The sequence below is a fragment of the Aminobacter sp. BA135 genome (genome assembly GCF_050859125.1).
Lineage (GTDB): Bacteria > Pseudomonadota > Alphaproteobacteria > Rhizobiales > Rhizobiaceae > Aminobacter > Aminobacter ciceronei.
This window is the reverse complement of the sequence record NZ_CP139572.1, coordinates 403,933-420,962: the sequence shown is the minus strand read 5'-3', so window position 1 is coordinate 420,962 and position 17,030 is coordinate 403,933. Positions and strand designations below refer to the sequence as shown.

Here is a 17,030-nt window from a genome sequence, read left to right as displayed (position 1 = left end):
GCTTCGTCGGTCGCGGGGACGCGGGCCTGTGTGCAGGTGCCGCGTCCCCCGTCTTGGGAGGAAGCTTACTTGAAGAGCTTTTCGGCGTCTTCGATGGAAAGCTGGCTGGTGTAGGAATAGTAGCCCGGCTTGCCGTCGACTGCCTTCGCAGCGTCAGCGAGGTTCTTGCTGTCGATGAACGGGATCGGCAGGTACATGGCGTTCTTGTACTGGCCAGCCGTTGCCGGCTCCTTCAGTTCCTTGCCCTGCAGCATCAGCACGGCGACGTTGAGTGCCGAAGCCATGACGCCGGGCGGGTTCACCGAGGCGCCCGAGTTGAGCTTGTCCTTGGTCCAGATGTCGATGAAGTCCTTGCGGATCTCGCCGGTGGCGGCGATCGACGATTCCTTCTTGGCATCGATGATCGACTTCCAGGCGCCCGCCGCCATGCCGTCCTGCACCCAGACGCCGTTGATGTCGGGGTAGGTGGCGAGCAGGTTCTGCATCGCCTGCTGGCCCTGGGCCTGATCCCAGTTGGCGTTGACTTCGTTGACGATCTTGATGTCGGGATACTGGCCGAACACTTCCTTGTAGCCGGCGACGCGCATCTCGTTGGCCGGGTGGCCGGCGACGCCGTTGATGGCAACGACATTGCCCTTGCCGCCGAGCGTTTCGGCGAGCCACTTGGCGCCGGCCGCACCCCAGGCCTTCTGGTCGATGCCGACATAGGTGGCGTCAGGCGACGACACTTCGGCGTCGGTCGAGATCACCAGGATGCCGGCTTCCTTGGCCTGGGCGAAGACCGGGTCGAACGCCGTCGGGCTGTTCGGGTTGATGATGATGGCGTTGACGCCTTCGCTGATGAAGTTGCGGACATGCGCGATCTGGCCGGGCACGTCGACATTGGCGCTCTGCACCACGACCTCGACATTGACGCCCTTGTCCTTCCAGGCAGCCGCTGCGGCCTGGGCTTCCTCGATCATCTGCGTGCGCCACTCCGAGCCGACCCAACCATTGGACAGGCCGATCTTGTAGTCGGCCGCCTGGGTCGAGAACGCCGACACGGCCAGTGCCGCGACGGTGGTGAGCGCCAGTGCTGAAAATTTCCTCATAAACTCCTCCCGATGCACAGAAAAACTGCTGCAAGGGATCATATGCTGAAAATGTAATCGATTTCAATGGCGATTTTCCGGCATTCTGGCGGGGTGATGTCGAAACGCCGACCGCGACCAGTCGCTCCCGGCATGTTACGTTCGCGCAGCTGGTCCAATGGCGGATCCGGCGGCGTTGATGCAGTCGCCAAATACAGACGAGGTCCGTTCCGTGACCATTCTGCTGACGGTGCTGGCGATGATCGCTTTTGCGGCCAACTCGCTGCTGGCGCGTTCAGCGCTCGACGGGGGCGCGATCGATGCGGTTGCCTACACCGCGATCCGCCTGTGCTCCGGCGCGGCGGCGTTGCTGCTGCTGATCTCCTGGCAGCGCGGCCGCGGCATCTTTCGAGCCCGGCCCGGCAACTGGCCGTCGGCTGTCGCCCTGTTCGCTTATGCCTTGGCGTTTTCGCTCGCCTATCTCCGCCTTGGCGCCGCGGTGGGTGCGCTTGTGCTTTTCGCGTCCGTCCAGGGCACCATGATCTTCTGGGGTATCGTCAGGCGAACCCGGCCAACCCTGCGCGAGCTTGCCGGGTTGGTCATTGCCTTTGCGGCGTTTCTCTATCTCGTGCTGCCCGGCCTCAACGCTCCTGATGCCATCGGCAGCGTGCTGATGGTGGTTTCGGGCATTGCGTGGGGCATCTACTCGCTGCGTGGCCGCGGCTCGGCGAGCCCCCTTGGCGATACCGCCGGCAATTTCCTGCGCGCCGCCTTGATCTGCATCCCGCTCGCCCTGCTGCCCACCTTCGGCGCCGGTGTGACCGCGCGCGGCGTCTACCTCGCCGTTGCCTCGGGCGTCGCGGCTTCGGGACTTGGCTATGCAATCTGGTATCGCGCCTTGCCCGGTCTCACGCCGACCCAGGCCGCCGTCGTCCAACTGACAGTCCCGGTCATCGCGGCGGCGGGCGCCACCGTGTTCCTAGCCGAGGTCTTGTCCGCCCGACTGGTGTTTGCCAGCATCTGCATCCTGTCGGGCGTCGCGCTGGCGATCACGTCGCGCCGCCCGGGCTGAAACCGTCGATCCCGGCCTCAGACGGCGTGAACCTTTTCCTGTTCGACCGCGACCCATGCGCAGGCCCCGCATGATGCGGCGTCAGCAAAGGAAAGAAGCCAATGACCACAGACACCAGGTGTTGCGGGTCACCGCGAGCACCCGGAGCACGGCGCGACCACCGCCTCAGGGAGAGGGTGGACGCGTTGGGCTTCGGGCTTGTTCCATTGACCATAGGTAAGCCCCGTCGTATCGTCGCGCCGAGGGACATTCTAAGGACTGCAAGGGAGGAAAGTGCCGGGTATCAGCGCTTTGCACTTGCTTGCGCGCCAGCACCTTCTTCCACCCAACTCGGGAGAGGTGCCATGCCGTGCTTTCGTGGTGGTTCCGGCGCGCTCGCGCGACCAGCCGAACCGTCCAGCCTCCGCCTGAGAGCACTGGCGCTCAATGCCGGCATGGCCGCCCTGGCGCTTGCCGCCGGCCTGTGGCTGGCGCCACCCGCACAGGCCCAGGAAACGCAGATCATCAATCCCGGATCGATGGCGGTGACCGGCTTTTTCGGCACCGTGATCCCTGGGTTCGAGGAAGGGCTGCCACCCGGCGTCGATCCGGTCGACGAAACCTTCATCGACACCGAGCGCGCAACCTTGCGCGTTTTCGACATTTCAGCACTTGTCGGACCACCCTCCGGCCAGCTCGTCAACACGCCGCAGCCCTTCGAGGTCCTGGCCAGCCAGATCGGCCAGGTCTTCGCCCTGACCTTTGACGATGGCGTCCGCGACGGTACCCCGTCAGGCGTACCCGACCTCTACGCGGGCGCGACCTCGCTGCACGGCATTCGCATCGTCACGCCCGACGCCGACGCCGACGGTCGGCCCGAGCGCGAGCGTCGCGGCAAGGCTGGCGCCACTTTCATGGCCGGCCAGTTCGGCGAGGAGAATGGCGGCGGACCCGGCACCATCTGGCGCATCGACGGCATTTCGGGTGCCGTCAGCAAATTTGCCGACATCGACACAAACAGCGGTCCCGGCATTGGCGACGTCACATTCGACAAGGTTCATCGCCAGTTCTTCGCCTCCGATCTCGACACCGGCCTGATCCACCGCATCGACGCAACGGGCGCCGCGGTCGACACCTTCGACCACGGTGTTGAGGGGCGTCCGGTGCGCGGGCTCGCGCCAACTGCCGACGACGGCACGGTGATGGACATCCAAGGTGCCGCCTTCGACAGCGAGGATCCCGACAGTTGGGGCTACACCCAGGACGAACGTCGGGTCTGGGGCACAGCCTTCCATGGCGGCCGCGTCTACTACGCGGTCGGTGACAAGGCCGAGATCTGGTCGGTCGGTATCGCCCGCGACGGCAAATTCGCCGGCGATCCGCGCTGGGAGCTGACGGTTACGGCCGACAAGGACCTTCCGGTCACCGACATCGCCTTCGACAACAAGGGCTTCATGTATCTGGCCCAGCGCGGCGAGATCGAAAACCGCTACGATTACAGCCAGTTCGCCGACACCGGCGATGGCGAGGTCATCCGCTACTGGCGCGAAAGCCCCGACGATCCGGCGACCGAAAGCATCTGGGTGCCGGTGCCGCAGGAATATGCTGTCGGTTTCCCCCAGGGCAATCGCCAGTCGGCCGGCGGCATCGACCTGCAATATGGCTATGACGCGCAGGGCTTCCTCAACCCCAACGCCTGCACCGACACCATCGTCAAGACGGGCGACAAGCTGAGGGACAATCCGGCCCTGGCCGAGCAGCTCGCCGCGGGCGGTCCGCTTGCCGTCCATGGCGTGCAGATCACCTCGACCTCACTCGTCAAGCCGGCCAACGTTCCGCCCTTCGGCTCGTGGTTCGTCGACTTCGACAGCTTCTACGAGGACCCCGAGGTCGAGGGTCACGTCGGCGACGTCGAGATCTGGCGGCCATGCGAAGGCCGTGCCGGCTACTACGAGCAGCTCCCTTATCCGGGCGATTATCCGACGCCGCTGTGGCCGCCGGACTTCCCGCCGCCCGGCAACATCCCGCCTTGTCTCGACGTCGAGGCGGTCGAGTATTTCTGCACCCCGGCCGGGCTCGAGGCCGATCTCTATGTCCGCGACGTTGCAGGCATCGGCGGCGATTCCGTCAAGGCCGATTCCAGGACGCCGGGCGTCGGCATCACACCGTTGCAACAGACCAAGGCTCCGGGCGCGCCGTTCACCATCGGGGTGACGGGGCATTTCCCCGGCGACACGGTCAATGTCGGCCTGTGCTTCTACAAGCAGTCCGACGCCGACAACGGCGGCTACTACCCTTGCTGCAAGGTGGTAGTGCCGCTGGCAACGCCCGTCCCAAGCTGCGAACCGTGAGGGAGGGAGAGATGACCATTCATACCTCCGCCCTGCTCGCCACGCAGAGCAACCCAACCGTCATGGAGACGATCATGAAACCCCTGTCATTTGCCAGGCGCGGCGCGCGCTGGCTGGTGGCGGCAGGGATCGCGCTCGCCGCCATGCCCTTGTCGCCGGCAGCAGCCCAACCGCTGCCCGAGGTCGTGCCTGAATTGAGGCTCGACCATGCCGTACCGCATCCCGGCCACGACGACGTCGTGCCGTTCTTTACCAAGAAGGGCGTCCAGCGCAATTGCGACTATGTCATCTACAACCTGCGTTTCGGCGCCCGCGGCAATCCGGAGAAATTCTTTGATCCGGCCTTCGCCAACGGCCTCAAGGCGTTGCGGATGGACTTCCGCGACCAGGTCGCCGCAGGGTTGACGATCGTCAACGTCCAGGCATCAGGTGACGGGACCGATGCCGTCGGCGGTCCATTGCCGGCAGCGACCATCAGCACCACGACCAACCCCAACGATACGGCCACGATTTCCGACTTCCGCCTGTCGGCGACCGATCTCGACGGCGTCGGCGCACCCAACGAGCGCTACATCGACATCCGCATCACGGCTCTGATCGACCACGCTGCCTTCCCGGCGCCCGCGGTCGTCGACAATCAGGGCTTCGTCAAGCTTTCGGCAGGCCCCGGCTCGATAGAGATCCCCTCGCACGATCCGTCCAAGCCCGACGACGGCGACTTCCGTACCGGCGAAAAGACCTCTATCCGCATCGACGTCACCGACTGCGAGCCGCCTCCGCCCCCGCCTCCAGGCGGTGACGGACCGTGCTTCAAGGTTGAGACAGGCGATGTCGATTGCGTGCCCGGCGGCGGCGCCTACATCTACAACATGCCTGTCGGACCCGAGATGGCCGGCCGCTGGGTGCAGCTTCGCACCACCACGCCCGGCATCACCATCGATCCGCCGCTGCAGCTCGTTCCGCCTGGTGGCGGCGTGCTGCACTGGGAGATCGAAGGTGCCGGCCCAGGTGATGTCGTGCATCTGATCGTCACCGGCATCGAGACCTATGCCGGTCCGGAAGAAGGGGTCGGCCTGTGCTGCACCCAGACCGTCGATATCGTCATTCCGCCCGACCTCAGGTGCCCGCCCGAAAAGCAGCCCGACATCAAGGTCGAGAAGCGCGCCGACGTTGCCCGCTGCACCTATCTTGGCGGCTGCAACTTCACCATCCGCGTTACCAATGTCGGCGACGGCCCTTACAACGGCAAGATCGTGCTCGACGAAGTGACCTTGCCAGGCAATGCGACGATAGATTCCGGGCCCAATCCGCCCTGGACCTGTCTGCCGGCAACCAGCCCGATGAGCTGCGAGCATCCCGCGACCACACTCGATCCCGGCGAGTTTGTCGAACTCAAGATCGGCTTCAAGCCCGGACCAGGCTGGGAGGCACGCTTCATCCGCAACTGCGCCGAGTACGACTACACGGCGAGCGGCAAGCCCGAGGCGTTTGGCCGTACCGACAACGACAAGGCCTGCGCCACCATTCCGATCTGCAAGCGCGGCGATCCCGATTGCCGTCCGCCTGTCGAGAAGAAGGTCGACCTGCGCATCACCAAAGACCCACGTTCGGTGTCCTGCAGCGCCGCCGGTGTCTGCAGCTTCCTGATCCGTGTCTACAACAACGGCACCCAAAACTATGTCGGCCCGCTGACCGTGATCGACGACTATCCCACGGGAGCACCGGCGTCCTCGACCTTCGGACCGACCCCGCCCTGGGCCTGCGGTCCGGCCGGCCCCGGTCAGTTCCGCTGCGATCATCCCGGCGTGGCGCTGGTGCCGGGCGCGTCGGTGCCGCTCTCCGTGGTTGCCATCGTGCCGGCGGACTACCAGTCCGACACGATCCGCAACTGCGGTGAGGTGCAGGCGATCCCTGATGAAACGGTGCTGGCCAACAACAAGGCCTGTGCCGAGATGCGCATCCCGCATCCGGGACGCCCGAAGCTGAGCGTCCAGAAGACCGGCGATCGGCTGTGCCGGACCGGCCAGCCCTGCACGTTCGAGATCACCATCACCAACAGCGGCACCGGTCCCTTCAATGGCTCCGTCCGCATCGGCGATGCGATCGGCGTGGACGGGCTCGGCCGGCTGGATGGCGTTGCGATCAGCTCGATCGAACCGCCCTTCGGCTGCTCGCCGGAACCGACGACGCTGCCGCTGTCCTGTGTCGCCAACGTCAGCCTCGGCGCCGGCGAAAGCCGTGTCCACAGGGTGACGGTGGTAATCCCGGACGATGGTCGCCTTGCCAACTTCCCGCGGCCGGCGCCGGCCCAGAACTGCGTTGCCGTGCTTCCGCCCGACACGCCGGTTCGCGGGCTCGATATGGCCGGTGGCACGGCAGTTCCGGGCGGCCTTGGCGGCAGCCCCTATGCCTGCCACCGCTTCCTGATCGACCATGAAGAAAAGCAGCAGTGCTCGGAAGGCTTCGTGCTCAACCAGGCAGGCCGCTGCGTCTGCCCGGAGGGGACGAACTTCCGCGATGGCCAGTGCGTGCCCAATGGCGGCACGGTGACGCCGGTTCCGCCGGTTAAACCGCAATGCCGCCTTTTGCCGGGCCAGATCCGCACCGAAGACGGACGCTGCATCTGCCCGCGCGGCACGGAACTGTCGAATGGCAAATGCGTGCGGCCGGAGCAGCCGCCGGAACGGCAGTGCAAGCTGCTGCCCGGCCAGATCCGGACGCAGGACGGAAGCTGCATCTGCCCGCGTGGCACCGAGCTCAAGAACGGCCGCTGCGTCAAGGATGTGCCTCCGGTGCGCCAGTGCACGCTGCTTCCGGGCCAGATCCGGACGCAGGACGGACGTTGCATCTGCCCGCGCGGCACCGAGCTGAAGAACGGCCGCTGCGTCAGGGATGTGCCGCCGGTACGTCAGTGCACGCTGCTGCCTGGCCAGATCCGGACCAAGGACGGGCGCTGCATCTGCCCGCGCGGTACCGAGCTGATCAGGGGCGCGTGCCGCAAGGCACCGACGGCGCAGTGCCCCGATGGCACGTCGCTGGTGCGTGGCCGCTGCGTGCCTGACCGTCAGGACACCGTCTGCCGCCGCGGCGAGGTGCTGGTCAACGGCCAGTGCATGACAATCGAGCGTGAATGCCCGCGCGGCACGGTCGGCCAGTATCCGAACTGCCGCCCGCGCCAACGTCCGACGCTCGAGATCATGCCGATCAACCCGGATGTGTTGCGCGGCCTGATCCCGCAGCAGCAGCCTCAACGGCCCAGCAACAACAAGATCATTCCGCAGTGATCGGAGCGAACGCATGGACCCCCGCCGGCCTTGGCCGGTGGGGGTCTGCTTTTCAGGCCTGAGGGGCACCATTCTTCGAGTGGCGGCCGGCTTGGCTTCCTTTCCGCAACTACGGTCGGAAAACCGCCGCACATCTCCCCGGAATTGCTCTTGGCTGCGATGTGGCGGGATTCTCGGCTCGACAAGGGCGGCCGCTGCCATTAGGCAGTCCGGAAAACCGGCTCTGCCCCTTTCGAAAGGCCTGAACGTGAGCAACAAGACCCTGATCGCGCCGTCGGTGCTGTCGTCCGATTTCTCCAAGCTCGGCGATGAGGTCGAGGCGATCGTCGCCGCTGGCGCCGACTGGATCCATCTCGACGTCATGGACGGCCATTTCGTCCCCAACATCACTTTCGGCCCGCCCGTCATCAAGGCGATCCGCAACCGCACCGACAAGGTGTTCGACTGCCACCTGATGATCGCGCCCGCCGACCCGTATCTGGCGGCCTTCGCCGACGCCGGCTGCGACATCATCACGGTCCACGCCGAGGCCGGCCCGCATCTCGACCGCTCGCTGCAGACCATCCGCAATCTCGGCAAGAAGGCCGGCGTCTCGCTCAACCCGTCGACGCCGGAATCGGTGATCGAATACGTGCTCGACCGCCTCGACCTGGTGTTGCTGATGACGGTCAACCCGGGCTTCGGCGGCCAGGCCTTCATCCCGGCGGTGATCGATAAGGTCAAGCGCGTCAAGGCGATGATCGGCAACCGTCCGATCGACATCGAAATCGACGGCGGCGTCACGCCCGAAACCGCACCGCTGGTCACCGCCGCAGGCGCCAATGTGCTCGTCGCCGGCAATGCCGTGTTCAAGGGCGGACCCTCGGCCTATGCGGCAAACATCGAGGCGATCCGGGGTGCTGCCGACAAGGCTGTAATCTGAGACTTGGATATTAGGGGAAAAAGGCTCTCCCTCTCCGTCACGGCTTCGAAGCCGTGACGGAGAGGGAGAGCTTCCCCGCCACCTGGCTAAGCCTCAAACACCTTCTTGCCGTCGATCCACGTTCCCGACACGTCGAGCCCGTCGGTCAGCTGCACGGCGTTCGCAGCATAGCCCTTGGCAAGTCGTCCGAGGCGATGCTCCTGCTTGACCGCCTCCGCCGGATAGAGCGAGGCCATGCGGATGGCTTCGTCGAGGGTGTAGCCCATCTTCTCGTGCATGAACCGCACCGCCGAGATCATGTCGAGATCTGCACCGGCGAGCGTGCCGTTTTCCAGCGTCAGGCGGCCGTTTTCGCGCTTGATCGTCCGGCCGTTAAGCTGGAACGAGGTGAGGTCGGTGCCGATGGTCGCCATGGCGTCGCTGACGAGGAAGATGCGGGCAGGGCCGTTCTTGGCCTTGAGCGCAATGTGCATTGCCGCCGGGTCGACATGGATGCCGTCGGCGATCAGGCCGGCCGAAAGCGTCGGAATGTTGACGGCAGCGCCGACGAGACCGGGCTCGCGGTTGCCGATCTGGCTCATGGCGTTGAACAGATGTGTCGCCATCGAAGCGCCCGCCTCGGCATAGTCCTTGGCGGTGCGGTAGCTGGTGTCGGTGTGGCCGAGGCTGATGACGATGCCGGCATCCGACAGCAGCTTGACCTGCTCGGCCTTGACCGATTCAGGCGCAATCGTCGTCAAAAGCACCGGCATCGACGGTCGCGCGGCAATCAGCGCTGCCTCGTCTTCGGCATCCATCGGGCGGATCAGTTGCGGATCGTGCGCGCCCTTGCGGGCGAGCGACAGATGTGGACCTTCGAGGTGCAGGCCGAGGAAGCCCGGCACTTTCCGCTTCGCGGCTTCCACGCCGGCGGCGATCGTCGAGCGGGTGATCTCGCGCGTGTCGGTGATCAGCGTCGGCAGCACCGCCGTCGTGCCGAAGGCCATCTGCGCTTTGCAGACGATTTCGAGCGTGTCGACGTCGGGCTTGTCATTGAGCATCAGCCCGCCGCCGCCATTGACCTGCAGATCGATGAAGCCGGGGACGAGCATTGCACCCGCCTCCGTGACCTGCACGCCCGCGGGAATGTCGCGGCGCGCGACGATGCCCTCGATGACGCCGTCCGCGATCAGCAGCGCGGTGTCCTGGTGCCAGGCGTCACCGTCGAAGATGCGCCCGGCTGCAATGGCAAGACGGTCGCTCATATCGTTTCGGTCACTTTGCGCAGGTTGGGCGGAGTGTCGGGATTGAGGCCGCGATGGCGGGCGAAGGCCTCGACGAAGCCGTAGAACGAGGCGATCAGCATCAGCGGATCGGTGAGCGGATGGCCGGTGGCGACATGCTCCAGAACCTTGGCCTTCTTGGCCAGAGACGAAGTGATGTGGATCGCTGCACCACGCTCGGCGAGGCCGTCGGCGGCGTCCGCTATTGACGGCTCGGAGGCGTCGCGGGCAGCCAGCGCCAGCACCGGGAAGCCGGGGCGCACCAGCGCCAGAGGGCCGTGCATCACTTCCGCCGCGCTGTAGGACTCGGCGTGCATGGCGCAGGTTTCCTTGAACTTCAGCGCCGCCTCGTTGGCGATGGCAAAGGACGGACCGCGGCCGAGGATGAACAGCGAATTGCCTTCGGTCAGCTCGCCGGCAATGCCCATCCAGTCGCAGTCGACAGCCTTGGCGAAGTGCTCCGGCAGCGCGTTCAGCGCGGCGAGCAGCTTGTCGTCGCCGGTCCAGTGGGCGAGCACGGCAAGGCCCGCAACAGCCGAGTTGACGAAGGTCTTGGTGGCAGCGACGCTCTTCTCGACGCCGGCGCGAATGTCGATGGCGTGCTCGGACGCTTCGGCCAGCGGCGAGCCGGCGGTGTTGGTCAGCGCGATCGTCAGCGCGCCGCCTGAGCGGGCACCCTCGGCCATGGCGACGATATCGGGGCTCTTGCCCGACTGCGAAATGGCGAGGCAGGCTGAGTCGGCGAGCTTCAGCCTGGCGCCATAGATCGACGAGATCGACGGGCCGATGGATGCCACCGGCAGGCCGGCATTGAGCTCGATCGCATATTTGAGGAAGGAGGCGGCGTGGTCGGAGGAGCCACGGGCGACCGTCGTGACGAAACGGGGATTGGCGCGCTTCAGGTGCAGGCCGGTCTCCGCCAGTTCCTTGGCCGAGCCTTCCAGCAGGCGGGCGGTCGCTTCTGGGATTTCGGCGATTTCGCGCCGCATATGGGTAGTCGCGTTCAAGTAGCTTCTCCTTCTTGCCCATCCGGGCCGGGCAATCTCAGTTCCGCGACGAAGTCATAGGCGTCGCCGCGATAGATCGACTTGGTGAACTCGATCACCTTGCCGCTGGCAAGGTACGAAATGCGCTCGATCTGCAGGCAGGCCGAGCCAATGGGCACGGCCAGGAGCTGTGCCTCGGCTTCGCCGAGATTGACGGCGGAGATGCGCTGCACGGCCCGGACCGGGCGATGACCGGTCTTGCCAAGAGCCACATAGAGCGAAGATGTCACTTCGTGAGGGTCTGGCAGCACCGAAGCCGAAATTGTTGCGCGCTCGATGGCGAGCGGCGTCTCGTCGGCGATGCGCAGGCGGCTCAGTCTGGACACCAGCTCGCTGGCCGAGAGCCCAAGCACCATCATCTCGTCCGGCGAAGCGGTGTAGATGCCGCGATCGAGCCATTGCGACCGAGCGGCCATTCCACGCCGCGCCATGTCTTCAGTGAACGAGGTCAGGCGCGACAGCGACTGCTCGACGCGCTCCATGCGTGGGGCAACGAATGTGCCCGAGCCGTGGCGCTGCACCAGCACGCCCGACTTGACCAGGTCCTGCACCGCCTTGCGCACGGTGACGCGCGAAATGTCGGCCTGGGCCGCAATATCGCGCTCCGAGGGCAGGGCGTCGCCGGGACCGATCAGGCCGCGCTTGACCGCTTCCTCGATGTTCTTCTTGAGCTGGAGGTAAAGTGGCGCGCCAGACTGGCTGACGTCGCGCAGGGCGGCGAAAATGCGTTCGGCACCGTCATCCATGGCGACCTCCCGCTTTGCCGAATTTCTTCACCGCCATCTGCACGGCGCCGCCGAGCGCGTCCTGCAGCGGCGGATGCATGATGGCGCGATAGCGCTTGGAAAGCAGCGGTGCATAGAGGCCGGCAAGCCCGCCGAGAAGGCAGAGCCGCTCGCTGGGCGCGAGATCGAACACAGCAAGCGTTTCCTCGACGTCGTCAACCGCGCGCTCGATCAGCTTCTGCCCGACGGCGTCGCCTTTTGCTGCATGCTCGAAAACCATCGGCGCAAACTGGCCGTAGTCTCCGGGCTTCGCATTGGTGGTGAACTCGACGATGTCGCTGGGGTTGTCGTTGAAGCGCTCCAGCATAATGTCGGTCAGTGCCGAGCCGGCATGGATCCTGTCGTAGACCAGCAGGCTTTCCTGCAGCAGGTCGCGGCCGATGCGCGCGCCGCTGCCGAGATCACCGATCTGGAAGCCCCAGCCGCCGAGGGGCTGGAACTTTCCGAGCCTGCGACCGAGATAGACGGTGCCGGTACCGAGTGCCGCGATCGCGCCGTCATGGTCGCCGAGCGCGCCTTCCAACGAAATCAGCGAGTCATTCTCTACGCAGCTGTTTCGAAACGGCAGCATGGCTTCAAGCCGCTGCTTGTAGTCGCCGACATTGGCGCCTGCGAGCCCGAGCACCGCATCGACATTGGCGATCAATGCCGGGTCCTGGCCGGCATCCGCGAATGCCTGGCGCGCTGCCTCGACGATATTGTTGCACGCACCGGCAAGGTCGGTGCGGATATTGGCCGGCCCGCCACGCCCGCGGCCGATGATATCGCCGCTTGCATTGGCCAGAGCGGCCCGGCAGCCCGTGCCGCCACCATCTATCCCGAGCACAAGATCCACGGTGTTTTCTCCTTGATGCTGATAATACCAATAAAATACCAATAGCCAAGTGTTAAATTCCGGATGGCGGAACCCGGCGCTCATTCAATTGAATTTTATAGGATTTTTGCATTGCCTTGCGCTGCAGCAAAGGAATTTGTTAACGGCGCTGGACAAGTGGTATTTTTTTGGTATTGTCGATGAAAGGGAGAGACAGAATGGCGCCAAGGCGTACAGAAGCGGTCCACAAGGATGCCGGGGGCATTGATGCCCAGGCGCCCGATTCCGTTCTTCGCCTGCTTGCCGATGCGCAGATCGAAGCTGCGCGCGCCGTTCACGCCGCCATCCCCGCAATTGCCCAAGCCGCTGAAAAGATTGCTGCCTGCCTCGCACGCGGCGGTCGTCTCGTTTACGCGGCGGCCGGAAGCTCCGGCCTGATGGCGCTGGCCGATGCGCTCGAACTGCCCGGCACCTTCGGCATCCCGCGCGAGCGTGTCTTCATTCTTCTGGCTGGCGGCCGCGAGGCGCTGGTCAATCTCGCCGGCGGTCCCGAGGACGATGTCGCCCTGGCCGCCAGCGACGTTGCCGCGACCGGCATCGAAGCGGGCGACTGCCTTGTCGCTGTCTCGGCCAGCGGCTCGACGCCTTATGCAATGAGCGCGCTCGAAGAGGCGCGGCGCCGCGGTGCCGCGACCATCGCCTTCGCCAACAATGCAGGCGCGCCGATGTTCGACCGCGCCGATGTTTCCGTGCTGCTGGCAACGCCGCCGGAAGTGGTTGCCGGCTCGACCCGCATGGGTGCCGGCACGGCGCAGAAGATCGCGCTCAACATGATGTCGACGCTGGCCGCGATTCATCTCGGCCATGTCCATGACGGCTACATGGTCAATCTGCACGCCGACAACATCAAGCTGCACGAGCGTGCCGCGCGTATCGTTTCGGCCATTTCAGGCTGCGATACGGCGACTGCCCAGGCCCTGCTCGCAAAGAGCGGCGGTTCGGTCAAGCTCGCCATCCTTTTGGCTTCCGGCGCGTCCAGCCCGGAAGCGGCAAACCAACTTCTTGAAGGGGCGGACCAACGGCTCAGGTCCGCACTTTCGAAGCTCGAGGGGAGCAGTGGCTCTCATCAGTAGAGGCCCGAGAGAAAGTACAAAACAGGGAGAACTGAAATGTCTAACAAGTTGCTTACTGGACTTCTGATGGCGTCCAGCATTCTCGGCTCCGCCGGGATCGCTCTCGCCCAGGACAAGACGCTGACGATCGAAAGCTGGCGCAACGACGACCTCGCCATCTGGCAGGAAAAGCTGATCCCGGCCTTCGAGAAGGCCAATCCGGGTATCAAGGTCACCTTCTCGCCGTCGGCTCCGACCGAGTACAACGCCGCCCTCAACGCCAAGCTCGACGCAGGCTCGGCCGGTGACCTGATCACCTGCCGTCCGTTCGACGCTTCGCTCGAGCTGTTCAAGAAGGGTCACCTCGCCGACCTGACCTCGCTGAAGGGCATGGAGAACTTCTCCGACGTCGCCAAGTCCGCCTGGCAGACCGACGATGGCAAGGCCAGCTTCTGCGTGCCGATGGCGTCCGTCATCCACGGCTTCATCTACAACAAGGACGCCTTCGAGAAGCTCGGCATTGCCGTGCCGGCGACCGAGGACGAGTTCTTCGCAGCACTCGACAAGATCAAGGCCGACGGCACCTACATCCCGATGGCGATGGGCACCAAGGACCTCTGGGAAGCCGCGACCATGGGCTACCAGAACATCGGCCCGAACTACTGGAAGGGTGAGGAAGGCCGCCTCGCGCTGATCAAGGGCGAGCAGAAGCTGACCGACGCCGACTGGGTTGCGCCTTATGCGACGCTGGCCAAGTGGAAGCCTTACCTCGGCGACGGTTTCGAAGCCCAGACCTATCCGGACAGCCAGAACCTGTTCACCCTCGGTCGCGCCGCCATCTATCCGGCCGGTTCGTGGGAGATCGCGACCTTCAACACCCAGGCTCAGTTCAAGATGGGCGCCTTCCCGCCGCCGGTCCGCAAGGCTGGCGACACCTGCTACATCTCGGACCACAACGACATCGGCATTGGTCTCAACCCCAAGAGCGCAAATGCCGAAGCCGCCAAGACCTTCCTGACCTGGGTGGCTTCGCCAGAATTCGCGACCATCTATGCCAACGCGCTGCCGGGCTTCTTCAGCCTGAACTCGGCCGCCGTGAAGATGGAAGATCCGCTGGCCCAGGAATTCGTCTCCTGGCGCGAGAAGTGCAAGCCGACGATCCGCTCGACCTACCAGGTCCTGTCGCGCGGCACGCCGAACCTCGAGAACGAAACCTGGGTCAAGTCGGCGAACGTCATCAACGGCACCGAGACCCCGGAAGCTGCTTCTGCCGAACTGCAGAAGGGCCTCGACAGCTGGTTCAAGCCGGCTAAGTAAGATGCGGCGGGCTTGATGCTCGCTTGGGAGGGCGCCGCCTTGGCGGCGCTCTCCATTCCCTCGGCGATTTCGAACCTCGCGGAATCGGCAAGAGGGGTTGAATGCTGGCGCACAAAGATGCGCTACTGCTTCCCAGGCCATTGGCGGGAAGCCCGCAGAGGTCCATCCTCGCTATGATGAACAACGGCCCTCCTAAACGGCCGGACCCAGGGATTTTGACATGTCGCAGCAAAGCCTAGAGCATAGCCAAGACAGAAGACCAACACGTTGGCACATCGCCGTGTTCCTGGCGCCTGCGCTGCTGGTCTACACCGCGGTGATGATCCTGCCGCTGTTCGGTACCTTGCAGCTGTCGCTGTTCCGCAATGTCGACAATGCCCAGGTCTTCGCCGGCTTCGACAATTTCCGCACCCTGTTCGGCGATCCGCGCTGGTCGGCTTCGTTCTGGAACGCGCTCGGCAACAACACCTGGTTCTTCATCATCCATATGCTGGTGCAGAATCCGATCGGCGTGGTCCTTGCGGCCCTTCTGTCGAGCCCCAAGCTGCGCTTCTCGGCTTTCTACCGCACGGCGATCTTCATCCCGACGCTGCTGTCCTTCGTCATCGTTGGCTTCGCCTGGAAACTGATCCTGAGCCCGCTCTGGGGAGTGGCGCCCAACCTGCTCGATCTCGTCGGCCTGAAGAGCCTGTTCGTGCCTTGGCTCGGCAAGGAAGAATATGCGCTGACCACGCTCAGCCTGATCTCGGTCTGGCAGTTCGTCGGCATCCCGATGATGCTGATCTACGCCGCCATGCTGTCGATCCCCGACGAGGTCATCGAGGCTGCCGAATGCGACGGCGTCACCGGCTTCTCGCAGTTTTGGAAAATCCAGCTGCCCCTGATCCTGCCCTCCATCGGCATCATCTCGATCCTGACCTTTGTCGGCAACTTCAACGCCTTCGACCTGATCTATTCGGCGCAGGGCGCACTTGCCGGTCCAAACTATGCCACCGATATCCTGGGTACCTTCCTCTACCGAACCTTCTTCGGCTTCCAGCTGCAGATCGGCGACAAGAACATGGGCGCCACCATCGCCTCGATGATGTTCTTCATCATCCTCGCCGGCGTCTGCCTGTACCTTTTCCTTATCCAGACGCGGCTGCGCCGCTACCAGTTCTGAGGGCGTCATGAGCAAGGCTGCCTCCTCCCTGCCACGCACCATCGGCGCCCATGCGGTGCTGCTGACCTACACCGCGATCGCGCTGTTTCCGGTGATCGTCATCGTCGTCAACTCGTTCAAGTCGCGCAACGCCATCTTCCGGTCGCCGCTGTCGCTGCCGACATCAGAGACCTTCGACCTGATCGGCTACACCACCGTGATGGCGCAGGGCGACTTCTTCCTCTATTTCCAGAACAGCCTGATCGTCACGGTCGCCTCGCTGTTCTTCGTGCTTTTGTTCGGCGCCATGGCCGCGTTTGCGCTGTCGGAGTACCGTTTCAAGGGCAACACCATGATGGGCCTCTATCTGGCCCTCGGCATCATGATCCCGATCCGCCTCGGCACGGTCGCGATCCTGCAGCTGATGGTGGCGTCGGGCCTGGTCAACACGCTGACCGCGCTGATCCTGGTCTACACCGCCCAAGGCCTGCCGCTCGCCGTCTTCATCCTGTCCGAATTCATGAAGCAGGTGTCGGACGATCTGAAGAACGCCGGCCGCATCGACGGTCTCTCGGAATACCGCATCTTCTTCCGCCTCGTCCTGCCGCTGGTCCGTCCGGCAATGGCGACGGTTGCGGTCTTCACCATGATCCCGATCTGGAACGACCTTTGGTTCCCGCTGATCCTGGCGCCGTCCGAGGCGACCAAGACGGTCACCCTTGGCGCCCAGGTGTTCATCGGCCAGTTCGTCACCAACTGGAACGCCGTGCTGGCGGCACTCTCGCTGGCGATCCTGCCGGTGCTGATCCTCTACTTCTTCTTCTCGCGGCAGCTGATCCGCGGCATCACTTCCGGAGCCGTCAAGTGACAACTGA

At 64.6% G+C, this 17,030-nt stretch carries 13 protein-coding genes; 8 read left to right on the top strand and 5 right to left on the bottom strand.

Annotated elements, in window-relative coordinates:
* Positions 1–65: 65 nt before the first annotated feature.
* The gene (locus SLT36_RS02070; protein ID WP_067965821.1) at positions 66–1,091 is read right to left on the bottom strand and encodes an ABC transporter substrate-binding protein; all 1,026 of its coding nucleotides are present in this window, start codon (positions 1,089–1,091) and stop codon (positions 66–68) included.
* 211 nt (positions 1,092–1,302) lie between these two features.
* Between SLT36_RS02070 and SLT36_RS02065 the strand changes: the two genes are divergently transcribed.
* The 4 genes from SLT36_RS02065 (at position 1,303) to rpe (ending at position 8,678) form a co-directional block, all read left to right on the top strand.
* Positions 1,303–2,142, top strand: a complete 840-nt coding sequence (locus SLT36_RS02065) for a DMT family transporter (protein WP_432285600.1) — start codon at positions 1,303–1,305, stop codon at positions 2,140–2,142.
* A gap of 344 nt (positions 2,143–2,486) precedes the next feature.
* Positions 2,487–4,472 (top strand): hypothetical protein, encoded by a 1,986-nt coding sequence (locus tag SLT36_RS02060; RefSeq protein WP_432285599.1) that lies wholly within the window; start codon positions 2,487–2,489, stop codon positions 4,470–4,472.
* Between the two features lie 11 nt (positions 4,473–4,483).
* Positions 4,484–7,756 (top strand): EB domain-containing protein, encoded by a 3,273-nt coding sequence (locus SLT36_RS02055; RefSeq protein WP_432285598.1) that lies wholly within the window; start codon positions 4,484–4,486, stop codon positions 7,754–7,756.
* Between the two features lie 247 nt (positions 7,757–8,003).
* A complete protein-coding gene (gene rpe, locus SLT36_RS02050; protein WP_432285597.1) occupies positions 8,004–8,678 on the top strand; it encodes a ribulose-phosphate 3-epimerase in 675 nt (224 codons plus the stop codon).
* Positions 8,679–8,764: 86 nt separating this feature from the next.
* On the opposite strand, the gene nagA is transcribed toward rpe, so the two are convergent.
* The 4 genes from nagA to SLT36_RS02030 are packed head-to-tail and all read right to left on the bottom strand — an operon-like array spanning position 8,765 to position 12,606.
* Positions 8,765–9,922 carry an N-acetylglucosamine-6-phosphate deacetylase gene (nagA, locus tag SLT36_RS02045; protein WP_432285596.1) on the bottom strand — a complete coding sequence of 386 codons (1,158 nt, stop codon included), beginning with the start codon at positions 9,920–9,922 and terminating at the stop codon, positions 8,765–8,767.
* Positions 9,919–10,929, bottom strand: coding sequence for an SIS domain-containing protein (locus SLT36_RS02040; protein WP_192319731.1), 1,011 nt, complete (start codon positions 10,927–10,929; stop codon positions 9,919–9,921). Before SLT36_RS02040 ends, nagA begins: the two co-directional genes overlap by 4 nt.
* A gap of 14 nt (positions 10,930–10,943) precedes the next feature.
* Positions 10,944–11,732, bottom strand: coding sequence for a GntR family transcriptional regulator (locus tag SLT36_RS02035; protein WP_432285595.1), 789 nt, complete (start codon positions 11,730–11,732; stop codon positions 10,944–10,946).
* Positions 11,725–12,606: a BadF/BadG/BcrA/BcrD ATPase family protein gene (locus SLT36_RS02030; RefSeq protein WP_432285594.1), complete on the bottom strand. Its 882-nt coding sequence runs from the start codon at positions 12,604–12,606 to the stop codon at positions 11,725–11,727. The genes SLT36_RS02035 and SLT36_RS02030 overlap by 8 nt, the downstream gene beginning before the upstream one ends.
* A gap of 197 nt (positions 12,607–12,803) precedes the next feature.
* On the opposite strand from SLT36_RS02030, the gene SLT36_RS02025 reads away from it, so the two are divergent.
* The 4 genes from SLT36_RS02025 to SLT36_RS02010 all read left to right on the top strand — a co-directional run bounded on the left by SLT36_RS02025 (position 12,804) and on the right by SLT36_RS02010 (position 17,023).
* Positions 12,804–13,718 (top strand): N-acetylmuramic acid 6-phosphate etherase, encoded by a 915-nt coding sequence (locus tag SLT36_RS02025; RefSeq protein ID WP_432285593.1) that lies wholly within the window; start codon positions 12,804–12,806, stop codon positions 13,716–13,718.
* A 36-nt stretch (positions 13,719–13,754) separates the two neighbouring features.
* Positions 13,755–15,014: an ABC transporter substrate-binding protein gene (locus tag SLT36_RS02020; RefSeq protein ID WP_432285592.1), complete on the top strand. Its 1,260-nt coding sequence runs from the start codon at positions 13,755–13,757 to the stop codon at positions 15,012–15,014.
* Between the two features lie 220 nt (positions 15,015–15,234).
* On the top strand, positions 15,235–16,176 hold the full coding sequence (locus SLT36_RS02015; RefSeq protein WP_432285591.1) for a carbohydrate ABC transporter permease: 942 nt from the start codon (positions 15,235–15,237) through the stop codon (positions 16,174–16,176).
* Positions 16,177–16,183: 7 nt separating this feature from the next.
* A complete protein-coding gene (locus tag SLT36_RS02010; protein ID WP_067955253.1) occupies positions 16,184–17,023 on the top strand; it encodes a carbohydrate ABC transporter permease in 840 nt (279 codons plus the stop codon).
* Positions 17,024–17,030 lie beyond the last annotated feature (7 nt).